The 15,431-nt window shown below is 51.1% G+C and carries 9 protein-coding genes; 5 read left to right on the top strand and 4 right to left on the bottom strand.

Annotated features, from left to right (window positions below; genetic code table 11):
* Positions 1–153 precede the first annotated feature (153 nt).
* A complete protein-coding gene (locus tag CHM34_RS00045; protein ID WP_094262556.1) occupies positions 154–4,464 on the top strand; it encodes a S8 family peptidase in 4,311 nt (1,436 codons plus the stop codon).
* Positions 4,465–4,552: 88 nt separating this feature from the next.
* On the opposite strand, the gene CHM34_RS00040 is transcribed toward CHM34_RS00045, so the two are convergent.
* From CHM34_RS00040 to CHM34_RS00030, 3 genes are all read right to left on the bottom strand, one after another.
* Positions 4,553–5,101 carry an undecaprenyl-diphosphatase gene (locus CHM34_RS00040; RefSeq protein WP_094262555.1) on the bottom strand — a complete coding sequence of 183 codons (549 nt, stop codon included), beginning with the start codon at positions 5,099–5,101 and terminating at the stop codon, positions 4,553–4,555.
* A 174-nt stretch (positions 5,102–5,275) separates the two neighbouring features.
* Positions 5,276–8,965 (bottom strand): dynamin family protein, encoded by a 3,690-nt coding sequence (locus tag CHM34_RS00035; RefSeq protein ID WP_094262554.1) that lies wholly within the window; start codon positions 8,963–8,965, stop codon positions 5,276–5,278.
* Between the two features lie 184 nt (positions 8,966–9,149).
* On the bottom strand, positions 9,150–9,554 hold the full coding sequence (locus CHM34_RS00030) for an acyl-CoA thioesterase (RefSeq protein ID WP_094262553.1): 405 nt from the start codon (positions 9,552–9,554) through the stop codon (positions 9,150–9,152).
* Between the two features lie 129 nt (positions 9,555–9,683).
* Here CHM34_RS00030 and CHM34_RS00025 point away from each other — a divergent pair, with 129 nt between their 5' ends.
* Entirely contained in the window at positions 9,684–11,285 is a 1,602-nt protein-coding gene (locus CHM34_RS00025; protein WP_240511794.1) for an alkaline phosphatase family protein, read from the top strand.
* Here CHM34_RS00025 and CHM34_RS00020 read toward each other — a convergent pair.
* Positions 11,282–12,457: a DUF819 family protein gene (locus CHM34_RS00020; RefSeq protein WP_094262552.1), complete on the bottom strand. Its 1,176-nt coding sequence runs from the start codon at positions 12,455–12,457 to the stop codon at positions 11,282–11,284. The two genes, CHM34_RS00025 and CHM34_RS00020, sit on opposite strands and share 4 nt — an antisense overlap.
* A 336-nt stretch (positions 12,458–12,793) precedes the next feature.
* On the opposite strand from CHM34_RS00020, the gene CHM34_RS00015 reads away from it, so the two are divergent.
* Genes CHM34_RS00015 through CHM34_RS00005 form a run of 3 tightly spaced genes read left to right on the top strand, consistent with a single transcriptional unit; the run spans position 12,794 to position 14,801 of the window.
* Positions 12,794–13,654, top strand: coding sequence for a hypothetical protein (locus CHM34_RS00015; RefSeq protein WP_094262551.1), 861 nt, complete (start codon positions 12,794–12,796; stop codon positions 13,652–13,654).
* Positions 13,655–13,683: 29 nt separating this feature from the next.
* The gene (locus tag CHM34_RS00010) at positions 13,684–14,352 is read left to right on the top strand and encodes an HNH/ENDO VII family nuclease (RefSeq protein WP_240511793.1); all 669 of its coding nucleotides are present in this window, start codon (positions 13,684–13,686) and stop codon (positions 14,350–14,352) included.
* Between the two features lie 14 nt (positions 14,353–14,366).
* On the top strand, positions 14,367–14,801 hold the full coding sequence (locus CHM34_RS00005; RefSeq protein WP_169713503.1) for an SMI1/KNR4 family protein: 435 nt from the start codon (positions 14,367–14,369) through the stop codon (positions 14,799–14,801).
* Positions 14,802–15,431: the final 630 nt, after the last annotated feature.

Below are 15,431 nucleotides of genomic sequence, written 5' to 3'. Positions count from 1 at the left end.
TAGTATAAAATAGGTTGATAAATGATTGAATTTTTGCTCTAAACCTCTGAAGGAGGTGGTGTAATGTCAAAGAAACCCGCCCCGTAAGAGTTTCTCCACGGTTATCAAATGGAAACTGACCCGATACGCCATTGATTTTTGGGAGGGAATCCGATGGCAAGAAGTAAAAAGCGTGGATTTCTCATTTTTAGTTGGTGGATGAGCGCGCTGCTCATAGTGTCGACGATCGTACCTCCAACCGCCCTTGCCCAAACCGCTTCCGAAGTAAATACCTCCTTTTCGGAGGAGTCAACCGCCGCTGGGAACAAAGTGAGTAAAAAACTGAAAAACCAGTTTCGTCAAAAGAAGACAGTGACTTTCCTCATCAAGTTCAAGGAACAGGCCGATACGGAAAAAGCGGCTGAAAAAGCCCTGAAAAAGGCAAAAAAACAAAAGCAGACCGCCGCCGAAATGAAACGGAGGAAGCGTTCCGCCGTCGTCTCCGCCCTTCGATCCACCGCTATAGAAGCACAACACCGGACAAAGAATATTGTGAAGGAAGAGAAAAAGGACGGGCGTGTCCAAGAGATGCGTTCCTTCTTTATCGTCAATGCGATGGCGGTGACGGGGACGGAAGAAGTGATGAACCAGCTGGCCTCCCTTCCGGAAGTGGACAAGGTCCTCCCCAACGAGACCCGAAAGCTGATCGGAGCAGAGAAACAAAAAGCCGGTAAAAAAACAAACGAAACACCGAATCCCTCATCGATCGAATGGAATATTGAACAAATCGGCGCTCCCCAAGTCTGGAACACAGGGATCGACGGTTCCGGAACCGTTGTCGCCAATATCGACACCGGAGTTCAGTGGGATCACCCGGCCCTGAAGAAGCAATACCGAGGCTACCGCCCGGAGCGACCAGATCGGCCCGACCACGAATATAGCTGGTTTGACGCCACGGAGGGTCAGACGGAACCTTATGACGATCTCGGACACGGAACCCATACCATGGGAACCATGGTTGGTGCTGAGCCCGACGGTTCCAACCCTGTCGGCGTCGCCCCCGGGGCGGAGTGGATCGCCGTCAAAGCCTTTACCGCCGCCGGGGGAACAGATGCTGACCTTTTGGCGGCCGGGGAGTGGATCCTGGCTCCGACAGACGCCGACGGCAATCCCCATCCGGAAAAGGCCCCGGATGTCGTCAATAATTCCTGGGGCGGCGGACCGGGTTTAAACGAATGGTACCGACCCATGGTGCAAAACTGGCGAGCGGCGGATATCTTTCCGGAATTCTCCGCAGGGAACAGCGGGGATGATGCAGAAACCATCGCCGCTCCGTCCAACTATCCGGAATCCTTCGCCACCGGAGCGACCGATATCGATCAGAAACTGGCCTCCTTCTCTTCTCGGGGACCGTCTCCCTATGACGAAATCAAACCGGAAATCACCGCCCCGGGAGTCAATATCCGTTCCTCTGTTCCCGGCAGTCAATATGAAGGAGGATGGAACGGAACATCCATGGCGGGTCCCCATATCTCCGGTGTCATCGCCTTGTTGAGACAGGCTGATTCCTCTCTGACGGTGGACGAGTTGGAACAGATTTTGCTCACCACAGCCGTCCCCCGAACGGACAGCAAATTTCCCGACTCCCCCAACAACGGTTACGGTTACGGAAGAGTCAACGCCTATGACGCAGTAGCCTCCATCCGCGAGGGCATCGGTAAAGTCCGCGGACAAGTGATGAAAGAGGGAGAAGACGAGGAAAAACCAACTTACCGGCACCAGACCCCTGCAGAGGCTTTCCAAGAGATGCAACTTCCCCTGACCATCGATGTCCGGGATAACGTCAGCGTAACCCGGGTGGTATTGGAGTACCGCTCCGGAGATCACGGAGATTGGAAGCGATTGAATGCCTCCCGCACTTCCGGCGACTATCGGGAAGGAACCTACCAGGCGACCATCCCCGCCGACGACGTACAAAAGCCGAACATCGCCTATCGCTGGAAAATCGTTGACTACGGAGATAACCCCGTCACCTCCGAAGCCTATGAAATCCCGGTACAATCCGGCATTACCCGGGGGTACAGCCAGGATTTTGAGTCGATACCCATCGGTTGGATCTCGTATGGTTTTCACAACTCCTGGGAATGGGGGACACCCGCCTCCGGACCGGATGAGGCCGTCTCCGGCGAAAAAGTATACGCTACCAATTTGGAAGGCGACTATGAAAACGGAGCCAATATGACCCTGCTGCTTCCCCCTGTCAATCTGCCGGAAGGGGAAACCTATCTCCAATTCAAGCAATGGTATGAGTTAGAAACCGATTATGATTACGGCCAAGTCCTCGTATCAACGGATCAGGAGGACTGGGACCCCTTGGAAGAGTTCAACGGCTCCTCCAACGGCTGGATCGACGGTCAGGCCAACCTGTCGGAATACGCCGGTCAGCGGGTTTATCTCGCGTTTCAGGTCCAATCCGATAACAGCATTACGAAAAAGGGCTGGTATCTGGATGATCTCTATCTAAGGGAAACGCCCCTGGATTCCCCGAATCCGACCAAGCCGGGTAAAGAAAAGAATCGGGACACCCCGGACAAAAAGAAGAAACCAGTGGATCCCTCCAAACTGAAACCCACCGGGATGAAAAAAATGCAATCCCCCGCCGCTTCCCCCGGCGACAAGCCATCCGTTCAGCCGTCGGCCCTTCCTCTCGGCGCCGAAGTGAGTGTCCTGGAATCCGGGCGATCCGTCACCACGGATCCGGCGGACGGCGGCTACTCGATGTCCCACGCCGCCGGCACGTTCACCCTTCGAGCGGAAGCCTACGGATACCGTTCCGCCGACCAACAGGTCCAGATCCCCCGGGACGGTACGGCAGATGCCAACTTCATCCTGGAACCGATTCCCCGGGGAACCGTGAGCGGTACCATAATGGATCAAGAAACCGGGAAGCCTGTCGAAGGTGCCACCGTAACGCTGATGGAGGATGCGGCTGTGGCACCGGTGAAAACCGATGAAAACGGACAATACTCCATCACCGCCTATGAGGGGACCTATACCCTGCATGTGTCGGCTCCCCAATACTATGCACAGGAGGACACTGTCACCGTTAAAGGGGAGAAAACCACCGAAAAGGATATCAAACTGAAGCCCTTTATCGGTTATCCCGGAGAAATCGGTTATGACGACGGTACCGCTGAAAACGCCAGAGCCTTCCACAACGCCGGAGACGGCTGGGCCGTCAAAATGTCCTTGGAGGAAGGGCAAGAGCGGGCGATGATCACTTCCGGTGTTTTCCGCTTCTGGGATACCGAATGGCCGACTCCCGGAGGAACAGACTTTCAAGTGGCGGTCTATGACGCCTCCGGAGAAGACGGAGCCCCCGGCAGAAAAATTGCCGGTCCCTTTGACGCCACCGCCCAGAGAAATGGCGAGTGGACCGTTGTCGATCTTTCCGATCGAGGAATTCTCGTAGACGACGATTTCTACATGGTCTATATTCAGACGGATCCTTACCCTGACAGCCCCGGTCTCGCCACCGATGAAAACGGCGAAAATGCCGGTCGCAGTTGGCAATGGGTGGACGGATCCTGGGCTCCCAGTCCCCAAGATGAAGGAAACTACATGATCCGCGCCCGGGTGGACTATGAAGTCACCTCTCCGTCTATCACCTCCCCGAAAGACGGGACATATACTAATGATCCCAGCATCACTGTAGAAGGCGAAGCCGCACCAACCACCCGAGTGACCATTCAAAACAACGGGGAAGAAACCGCCTCCACTCCGGCCCGAGACGACGGCTCCTTTACCGTTGAGGTTCCGTTAAACAAAGGGGAAAATGCGCTTACCGCCACTGCCTCCACCGAGAACGGCTCCACAGAACCCTCTGAGACGGTCAAGGTTTTTCTGGACCGGGACCAGCCGGACTTGTCCATCGATGAGCCCCGTGATACCTGGAAAACCAACCGAGAAGCGATTACGGTCCGGGGAAAAGCGACGGACGAACACCTGGAGGAAGTGCGAGTCAACGGAAAAAAAGCCGATGTGGAGAAAGACGGCTCCTATACCCGGCGCATCCTGCTGGATGAAGGAAAGAACCCCGTCACCGTCACTGCCGCGGATAAAGCCGGGAACCGGACGACCCGACAAATCGTGGTCTACGCTAAATTCCACGCCCCCGAAGTATCCGAGCTGAAACCCGAAGAGGATATCCACCTGAAATCCGGTGAATCCGTCCGAATCGAACTGGACAGCGAACCGGGTCTCGACGCATCCTTCATCATCCGACTGCCTCAGGGCCACTTCCCCTCCAACTTCACCGAAATCCCGCTGCAGGAAACGGAGGAAGGGCATTACGCCGGTTTCTACACCGCCACCTCCAATCTGAAAGATATCAAAGGGGCGGAGATCGAGATCATCCTCAAGGATGAATACGGAAATGAAACACGGCAAACCGCCGACGGCCAATTGTACATCAACGCGGACTAAGCGGTCAAAACATGGAAAAACCCAGCATCCAACCAAAGGTTGGATGCTGGGTTTTGACTGCAGTGAACCGCTCGGTTTGCGGCTTCATTCAGCCGGATGCATGATCCGACGCAGGACGGGAAGATTTCTTCATCACTTTGCTCTGAATCATCTTCGCTGCCTGAGCGGCGATCCAACCGACCACCACACCCGCCAATACATCCGTTGGATAATGATGTCCGACAAACAGCCTCGAAAGTCCGATCAAGGCCGCTAATATCAGCATGACGCCCCCGAGCTTTTTATTGTAGTTCCACAGGACGAAGGCAATGGCGAAAGCCGCTGTCGTATGATCGCTGGGAAAACCGGAGTCGGCATCATGGTGAACCAAAACCTGAACATCTTCAAGGGTGACAAAAGGACGATCCCGGTCCCAAAATTGCCCGATCACATAACTGATTCCCAAGGCGATAATGAGGGAAACCCCGGTAAACCATCCGCCGATCCGCCTTTTGGCGGATGTCCAATCCACGGACATGGCCATCAGCACCAAAGCAAACAAATACGGTGCATAATCCGTCATGAAGATCATAATTCCGTCTAAAAAAGCACTTTCCCCCGCCATACCATTGATGAGGCGGAAAAAATAACCGTCCATTCAATCCCTCCTAACAGTTGCATCTCTTATTATTCATTTTGTTTGAAGCCTTCGTAAAGACCTTAACTTTTACGAAAGATTGAAGGTATTTCTGTCAATATACGCCTTTTGATCAAATTTATCGAACTTTGATCAAAAGGCGGCTCTCGCGGAGCCGCCTCTTCCTCTTCTTCACTATACGGTTTTATCCGGTTCCCTCTGCAATAACCGATCCATGGCAAGGATCTGTTGCCCCAGTTCCCGCTCAGCTTTCTCATAGTCAGCAACATTCGACGCTTCGGACTCACCGCTCAGGACCAGGTCATAAGATCGGACGCCTTCCTTTCTCATCCTTTCTTTCAGACGTTCCACCGATTCCCGCCATTCGTTCCGATAATGCATCAAAAACCGCTCCCGCTGTTCATCCATGTACTCCGCCGCCGCGTTTTCTAACACCTTTTTCACCTCATCCCGCATGCGAACCTTTTCGTTCTTTTCAAAAAAGGATCTGCTGTTTCGAAAGGTGGAAAGCGCTTTTTTGAAGGAATCCACATCCAACGCTTCAAAGGGCGTCTCCAGTCCGGGAGAGGTATAGGTTCCCTCGGTCGGTTCTGAAAATGACAAATTCTCGTTGATCCTTCGGGATTCGCCTTTTATCGCATCGGCATGAGCTTCCAGCTTCCCTCTCATCCACTCTTCGATCCGCAGGGAGGTGGCGCGAAGTTCCTGCATTAAATCATGACGCACAAAATCCATCAATTCCATCAGACAGGACTTCAAGATGCGCTTCGAATCACCGCCGCTATTCCGAAAAGCGGAGGGGTGAATGATTTCGGTAAAGGCATCGTTATACCGCAAAAATAAGCGTTGGAGCACGTAATAAAAAAGTTCCTCGATTTCCTGGCGCAACCCGTACTCTTCCGTCCGGGCATCGTATTCCGATAAAACCTGAAGAAACGCGACTTTCTCTTTTGCATAAACCTCTTTTTTTCGCTCCTGCTCTTCCATCCCCTGACAGGCAAACCCGATATGATCGAGTAGGGCCTGTCGAGTCCGTTCGACCTCTCCCCTCAGGCCGTTCAGGGAAACTTGCATCAAGTCTTTCTTCAAAAATCCGGTGAAGGCTTGTTCAAAAACGTCCAGCCCGGAATCTCTCCCGGATCGCCATCCCCGTTTCTCTTCCAGGGCCTGCAAACTGGACACCGGAAACAACCGGGGATGACGGATTCCGTACTGTACCAATTGTTCCCGAATGTATTGCTCCACCTTTTTCCTCTCTTCCCGGGACGAGGCCAGATCAGCGGCATTCATAATGAAAAACATCTTGTCCATGGAAAAGATGTCTTTCACCCGACCGAGTTGGATCAGGAATTCGCGATCCGCCCGGGAAAAGGCATGATTATAATAGGTGACAAACAGGACGGCATCCGCCTTTTTCATATACTGAAAGGCCACCTCCGTATGCCGGGCGTGGATGGAATCGGCCCCCGGCGTGTCGACAAGGGTGACTCCGCTCTCCGTTAAAGGGGTGTCCACATACAGGACCGCCTCTTCAATAAAACAAGCTTTTCCTTCATCCGCCACATAATCGCCTAACGCCTTTGCATCCAGCGTTAAATCCATCCCCAAACAATCGGCAAAGGCGGAATACCCGGCTTGAACCGCCCGCAAAAACGGAAAGGCCGCCTGTTGCCGGGGGCTTGGGAAGGACCGGGAAAGCAAATCATCAATTCCCTGTAACGCCTCTTCCAAGGAGTTCGCCTCCGTTTGAAACAGGCGATAAACCTGGTTCAAATCCTGAAACAGGACTTCACGGGATTTAAACCGAATCATTCCTTCACCGTGGCGGTGCTGATCCGTCGGCGGAGCGATGCGGTTGATGGCGGCCGTCGTCGGATTGGGCGAGACGGGGAGCATTTTCTCACCGATCAAAGCGTTGGCAAAGAAGGTTTTTCCGGCACTGAAGGCACCGAAGAGGGCTGCCGTAAACCGCCTGTTTTCCACTCTTCGCCGCTTTTCCGACAGCTCTTCTCGGAAAGCTTCAAACCCCTTCAAACCCTTCAATGAAGATTCGCAAATACGGACGGATGAAAGCACTCCCTCCACGGAATCGATCGCTTGTTCGGAAATATCGACCGATTCTTCCGCTCCGGGTGCCTCCACCGCTGTTGCAGACACTTCCGCCTCTCCACGGTGGAAGAAGGAAGCAGCCGGATCCCCGCCCCTGACAGGTTCCTTTTCCGTTAACAACGGTGACAGGTCCAGATCGGGATCCGGCTCCTTCTCTCCCCTCAACAGTGCAAACAAATGCCGGCTGTATGTTTCATGCCGCTGTTTCGATTCGGCGATCCACCGGGCGGTTTCCCGATATAACCCACAGGATTCCAGTTGGTTCTCCACCTCGTGCAGCCGGGCATCCAGGCGTTTTTGAAGCGGTTCGGCAAAGTAGGAAAACATCGATTCCGCCTGTCGACGATAAGATTTTTGGATTTCCCCGACCAAATCATCCGTATATTTGAGAAGATAATTCCCTGTCATGCCGGCCCCGCTTTTGACCGCCTGCTGTAACAGATCAGGGGTTAAAGGGTTCTCCATGCGATAGATTTGTTCAGCCAGGGTTTCAGTATAAATCCCGTTTTGTTTTAAAAACTGCACCCCATACTGCTTGATATGAAAATCCAGTTGGGTGTCCACGGTTTTCTTCAGCTTGTCGAAGAAGGAACCGAGGCGTCGATCCCGCTCTTTTGCCGTTTTTCTTTTTGAAAAAAACCATCCCACTTTAAAATCGGTCAAGACCGTTTCCAGATAACGCTCGCCTGCTTCCCGAACTTCATAGGGCATCAGATAGGCATTCCGCAGAATCTCCTCCACTCCACTGAGATAAACCGCCCGACCCCGGTCCCGCTCCTGAAGCAGTGATTCTTTCTCCCGTTTCAGGGAGTCGTACTTCGCCTCCAACTCCTCCAAAGGAGGAACGGGTCCGCCCCCCAACGCCTCGGTTCGCGATCGGATGACTTCCCTGTCGGCGGTCTCCTGAAGGGTGAGGTGTTCCCGGATGAGGTATTCCGCTTCCTTCCGAGCACTCGCTCCGATCCGCTCTTCTCTTTCCTGAATCCATCTTTGAATGCACGCTTTCAACCCGTTTAGCTGATTAAACGGATGGTCCGGCTGGTGCAGAGTCGTGAAAAACAGATCCATCGCCGGAATCCCCCAATGGCGGAAAGAGGCTTCAACGTTCTCCCGATACTTTTCAAAGGAAAGCTCGGAATCCCGATGTTTATCAATCTGATGGATCACCGGGAAAACCTGTTTCCCACGCTGTTTCAATTCCTTGATAAACTGCAGGTTTTCTTCGGATTGAACATGATTGTAATCCATCATATAAAAAATGACATCGGCCAAGTGAAGCGCTGATTCGGCAGCCATCCGATGATCGTCGTCGGTAGAGTCGATGCCGGGGGTATCCATCAACACCACCCCCTTAGGCAAGTGCTGGGTGTTTTTAAAAACCTGAACGCCGATCACTTCGTCTCCGTTTTTACACAACCGCTTCAGCTCTTCACCGCTATACTCGCCGGAGTACTCATACCTTTCGCCGGAACGCAGAGAAAGAACCACACGATCCGCTCCACTTCGAACTTCGACGACATTGGCACTCGTTGGAATCGGACCGGTCGGCAACAAGTCTTTTCCATACAAAGCATTCAACATCGTCGACTTTCCCGCTGAAAAGTGCCCGCAAAAAGCGACGATCCATTCCCGGCGATAGACCTTTCGCATCACATCCAGCAGTTTAGAAGAATGTACCTCATCCTGTCGTCTTTCCAGTTCCTGATAGACAGACATCAACTGTTGTATTGTCTTGGAGTGTAACGTCTCAAGCATCCGCTTCGTTCCCCTTCTACAGACATGTTGATCGGTCTTTCACGTTGTTCACACGTCGTTTCTATGTTAATACACCGGAAAGAAAAAAGTAAAACCAAGCATGATGATCAGCCATCAATAGAAGTTCGGAGGAAAAATATAATCCCCACTGATACACTCAACGAGCGCACCAGTGGGGATTTTTTCAACAGGTGACCGCCTGAAACCAATCTTCCATTTCCCGGGGCAGTGAAGTCGCTTTCCGGTGAACCGCATCCATCATCACCCATGTGATTTCCGCTTCGCAAACCACGTCCCCGGAACCGTTCTGGATCCGCTGCCGGATCACACTGCTCTTATTTCCCTTACGAAGGGGTTCGGAGATCACTTTCGCTTTTTCGTCATACAACAACTCTTTGAGATAGTCCACCTTGACATTGACAATCACAGGAAGGATCTGTCTTCGCTTCAATTCACCAAGTGTCAGGCCCAATCCCCGCATCCATTCCACACGGGCCCATTCCATATAAACGAGGTACTGGGCATGATTCACATGACCGATCATGTCAACATCGGTGGAGCGTACGGTCAATTCAAATTCGTGTTTCAATTCTTCGCCCTCCCCATTCCGTTCGTTCACAGTATACCATGAAATGAGTGAATAATCATTCATGAATAAAAGGGGCGGGATTGATAAACGATTGAAATATCGGAGTCCAACAGACAGGGAGCTTGTACGATGAAATGGATTTTATTCACCGCTCTGATTCTGATCGTTGTGATGTTAACCTTTCAATGGATAAAACCTCGTCAACAGGAGCAGGATATGAAAAAACTTCAGAAAGCACCCTCTTCCAAAAAAGTGATCTGGCTGATGGTGGATTCCATGATGGCCCACGCGATTGACCAAGGAATTGAAAATGGAGATTTGCCCGCGCTCTCCTATTTAACGAAGCACGGACATTATCAGCGGGAGGTCGTCAGTCCTTTCCCCACCATGTCCGTCACCATCGACAGTTCTATCCTGACAGGTACATACCCGGATCAACATCGGGTGCCGGGACTGATCTGGTACGATGAAACGGAAAAACGGGTCGTCAACTACGGAACGGGATTGGGAGAGATTATTCGCGACGGTACCAACCAATTCCTGAAGGATGCCATCATCCACCTGAACCAAAAACATCTGAACACCCAAACCCCCACCCTGTATGAAGATTTGGCGGATCGGGGGATTACGTCCGCTTCCATCAACGGCTTGATTTATCGGGGAAAAACCGATCACACCTTATCCTTTCCGGCCTGGATCTCGGCACCCACCTCCCTTCCCCGGGAACTCCCAGTCAAAGGACCGGACTTCCTGACCTTCGGCGCCTTTGCCAACCCGTTGGAAGGAAAGGTTTCTTTACCCGACGGGATCACCCGCAGTTTCGGATTCAGCGATCCGTTTCCCCTGGAAGTCACCCGTTATCTCATCAAGAAAAATCGCCTACCCGACTTTTCCTTTGTCTATTTCTCTGATGCCGATCACTCCGTCCATAAAAAGGGACCCTCCGATCTCAGCGGGTTGAAGAAGTTTGACAAAGAGTTGCAATCCCTGCTGGACAGTTTCGGTTCCTGGGAAAAGGCATTGAATGAAGCCGTATGGATCCTTTCCGGCGACAGCGGCCAGACCGGGTTGAAATCCGAAAAAAAGGAAGCCGTGGTACGCCTCGATCAACATTTGAAACAATATAACCAGCTGGCTCCGGGGCAAAAGGCGACTCCGGAGACGGATCTGGTTCTCTGTGTCAATGAAAGAATGGCTTATGTCTATACCCTTAACCCTTCGATTCGAGAAAGAGAATTGGTTGACGTTTTAAAAGGAGATTCCAGGATCGACCTGATTTCCTGGAAGGAAAACGAAGACGTTCATGTCCTTCACGCAGGACAGGATAAAAAACTTCAATTTCGGCCCGGAGGCCCCTGGCAAGATCCATACCGTCAGAAGTGGGAGATCCGAGGAGACATCGAAACCCTGGATCTTCAGGAGGATCCCCGGGAAAAACAGCTCACATACGGCGAGTACCCCGATCCGCTCAGCCGGTTGTGGGGAGCGCACCACTCCCATCCGGGGCGTTTCCTCGTCGTCAACGTCCGGCCCGGTTATGAACTGGCGATCCCGTCTTCCCCCACTCATCTGGGAGGCGGGGGTCACGGCTCCCTGCATCAAACCGATTCGCTGATTCCCTGCATCATCACAGGAACGGACCAAAGACCCGAACACTGGAGACTCGTGGACTTTAAAGATTTCCTAATCCGGGTGTTGACGCAAAAACCCGAATCACCGGAAACCCTTTAACCCGCTCCCAACATCCAGCGCATCCATTGTGCCATCCCGATTCCCGCATAGTTTCCCACGGCATAACCGAGAACGCCCAAAAGAACCGCCGGTGTCACCAGGGAAAACCACCTCCGGGAAGAAGCCAGGGCCAGAGCGGTAGAAGGGCCGCCGACACAAGCTTGGCTGGCCACAGCCAGCATCTCCACCTCCACTTTGAACCAGCGGCCCAACCCGAACAGAATCAAGGCATGGACCCCCACCAGAACGCATAAAAAAAGAAAGACAGTCGGACCTTTATCAACCAGTGTGCTTAAAACCGTACCCGCCCCCATAGTGGCGAAAAAGAAATGCAGAATAAAATTGCCCAGATCCTCCCCGCCTCTGAGACGGTTGGCGGGAGTCAGTACAGCCACCAAAAGGGCCAAGGTGGTGTACCAGAGAATGGGCGGAATGTCAAAGCCGACTGCCGCGTTGATCACCGGGGCCGCCGAGTCGGAAACGGCGATGATAACAAAGACGGTTGCCGCCAATGTGGTCAGGTCGTAGATGGAAACTTCTTTTCTCTTCCAGAACGCGCCGCCAGGTTCCCCGCCTGATGCACGAGTGCGCATCCGGGGGTAATAACGTCGGAGCAGGACCGGAATCACTGCCGTCATAATCATCCAAATGTTGGTCATGATATTATCTGCAGCGGCTCCCGTGGCGAACATCGTCTCCGACGTCTCCAGAGAGCTTCCCACCGCCGCGTAGTTGACTCCCCCTCCCATATAACTGGCGGTAAATTGTCCCCCGATTTTCCACGCCTCGGGTCCGATCCCCCCAGCCGTCAACCAGACGCCGAGCAAAGCCCCCGCCGCTGTTCCCAGCGCTCCCAAAATAAAAGCGATCAGGGCCGGTTTTCCCACCTTGGGCAAATTCCGCAAATCCGCCGACAAGAGAAGCAGAACGATAGCGATGGGAATCCCGTATTCGCCGGCGAAGGTGTAAATCGGATTCAGCTCCTCGACACCGATGGAAGGGGGGATCACGCCGATATTGACCAACACCGCCCCGCCGGTTATGACGAGAATCGCGGTCCCCAACCAGGAAAACATCCGAAATCTGCGATCCAACCAAAAGGATAAAGCGATTAACGATGTAATGACTGCACCCACCCCGAATGGGCTGGTTACAAGCGCTTCATCAGGCATCTTGACGATCCTCCTTTCTGACCATCTTGTTTTATTCGGTATCCCAACCCCGGGATCCTGTCTGTTCGGATTGACACGATTCCCAATCACGGAACTTTCATATAAAATGGAACTGTTTCCTATGAATATTCCGTAGGGAAGGTGGTTTCATATGTCAATCCCCCATTTACATGAGATTGGGCGAATTGCCAGAAAGATATGATTCATTGAGAAATCAAGCACCCACTCGGGTGCTTTTTTATTGGAACATAACACTTTTATACTATTTCCTGTCTTTCTACAAATTAGGTACAATCAAGTTACTGATGATTTCAGAAAAAGGGGAGCCGGCATTCATTGCATTTATTCACCCGGTTGAAAAAGGTTTTATGCGACCGTTCCGGCTCTCCTACAGTCGAGTATGTCATCATGATGGCTGTAGGAGCTTTGCTGGCGGCGATGTTGTATACCACGACGATGGAAAAGCTTTTTATTGCGGGTATCCAGGCTCATATCGACTGTATCAACCAAAAGGTTGGAAACGACGACTTCAAAGGCTGTGGTTCATCCAGCGGGACAGACTCCGAATCCGAAATGTCATCGAAGGACCATCCCCAAAAAGAAAAAGGTTTTTTCGAGAAGCTTGGGGACGACCTGTCTGATACCTGGGACAAGGCGATGGAGGGAGCCAAAGCCGGATACGATACTCTATCTGACGAGTTTCAAAGGGTGAAAGATGAACTGTCCGACGGACTCCAAGCGGAATGGGACGATTTCAAGGAAGGAAGTCCGAAGGACCAAATCAAGTGGTTCTTGGATGGTTCTCCTCTCGGGTCGATTTCCGGGAAACTGAGAAAGTTAACCGGCTTTGATCTCAATCAATGGATCGTAGACAACCCGGGAGCTACTCTGTTAAATGTGCTTGGAGTTGGACTTTTATTTGTACCCGTTCCCGGAGCGAGACCGTTGGGATTCAGCATCCTTGGCGGCAGCAGCGTGAATGGTGTCCTTTCGGGGTTTTCCGGCCACGATGTCGGCTCATCGATGTTCTATGGCGGACTGGCGGGTATGATCGGTTTGGGTGTCGGCGGTGCCGCCTACAAAGGTGTCGGCTCTTTGGTCGGAAGATATGCCGGCCCGTTTTTAAGCAAGTGGTTGCCGCGAAGCTTGGGGGTGGAAGCGGAGCCTTCGCCGATCTGTTTTCCTTCGATTGGATGAAAGAAGGAACGTTCAATTGGAAGAAAGCTTTGATCAGCGGCGGAGTGATTGGTGCGCTCACCTTCGGCGGCGGGATCTTAATCGATAAAGCCGCTCCACCCCTGGCTCATGCGATGAAGCAGTTTGGTTGGAACATCCAAGTCGGCGGCGATGGAACCCTTGCGATACCGTGGATCAAGGGCTCGGATGAAGCGGCGGATGGGTATAATAAGGCTGCTGGGAAGAGTGACACGGGACAAGCAACAAAACAAATAGATAAAGCAAGCTCTGTCTACAGCAAACTAAAACAATCCAAAACCTACACTCCTGTACAATTCCAAGGTACAGTAAAAGTAGGCGGAAAAACTAGGGATGTAAGTCGAAGAGTTTATCAAAGAAAAGGTATTGACTGGAATGCTGTTGATGATGAGGGTTTAACAAACCTTCAAAGAATGAAAAAAGGTCGGCCCCCAATTGGACCTGATGGCAAACAAATTGAACTTCACCATGTTATCCAAAAAGAAGCTGGACCAATGGTGGAAATTATGGAGTTGACTCATGACCAATACCATAAGCAGCTACATAAATTAGTAGAAGACGGGAATAGCTTTAGAAACGATCCTGTTTTAAGTAAACAATATGATAATTTTCGCAGGAAATATTGGAGGTGGCGATACAAACAAGTAAAAGAACAACTGGAAAAAGATCAGATAGACTGAAGAGGAGGAGAATAGTGAGTAAAAAGGAAATCATTAAACTAATTGCTAAGTATGGCGAAGAAGACGACTTTAGCGGAAATATATCATATGAACACATTCAACAGATTGAGGTAAAGTTGAATGTTATTCTACCTGATAGTTATAAGTGGTTTATAAAAACTTTTGGTCACGGTGGAGTAGCAGGAATCGAAGTCTTGGGGGTTACTTCCAAAGGGGTCTCAACTACCTTAAAAACAACGCTTAATTATAGAAGATACGGACTTCCTCCAGCGTTTGTAGTGATTGAAAATGTTGATGAATGGTTATATTGCCTTGATACTTCTCGAATGAACAACAAAGAATGTCCGGTCGTTGACTGGGATTGCTTTGGTAATGTCGGAAAAGAAGAGTTTAGTAACTTCTATGAATTTTTGCTTGAACGGTTTGCAGAGGCAATAGAAAACCTTTAACTTGGCACCATTAAAAACGGATATAACTTTCGACTTGCTGCCGATCAAGTCATTCATACTCCTTTCGTGGCAAAACAATTCCTACCAAAGAGGAGGAGTGTTAGTGACTCTTTCTATTTTGCAGCCAACCCAACTTTACACACTATACTGGACTCTACTGAGTGTTTGGTCTCCCCTGTTCCCCCGCCCAGGAATAAAAAAGGACACGTAATTGTTCCATGATTTTATCACCAAGAAGGCCGGGTATTGCTAAACCCGGCCTTTTCATTTTAAAAGTCAACGTCATCGGAAAAATTTGAGTTAAAATCTGAACTTTTCTATTTTCAACCGAGGAACTTTCATATAAAATGGAACTGCTTCCTATGAATATAGATATTGGGAAGGTGGTTTCATATGTCAATCCCCCATTTACATGAGATCGGGCGAATTGCCAGAAAGATATGATTCATTGAGAAATCAAGCACCCACTCAGGTGCTTTTTTATTGGAACATAACACTTTTATACGGATTAACCCCCGAACTTTGGACATATAGAGAATGATATTAACTCATGCTCACACTTTCGTCCATTTTGGATGGTAGCCATCTCTGGGTAGGCCGTCAAGGGAAAGGCTACGCCCTCACTGCCGT

It is taken from the genome of Paludifilum halophilum, from assembly GCF_002245355.1.
GTDB classification, from domain to species: domain Bacteria; phylum Bacillota; class Bacilli; order Thermoactinomycetales; family DSM-45169; genus Paludifilum; species Paludifilum halophilum.
The sequence above is the reverse complement of the archived record's forward strand: the minus strand, read 5'-3'. Positions and strand labels throughout refer to the sequence as shown.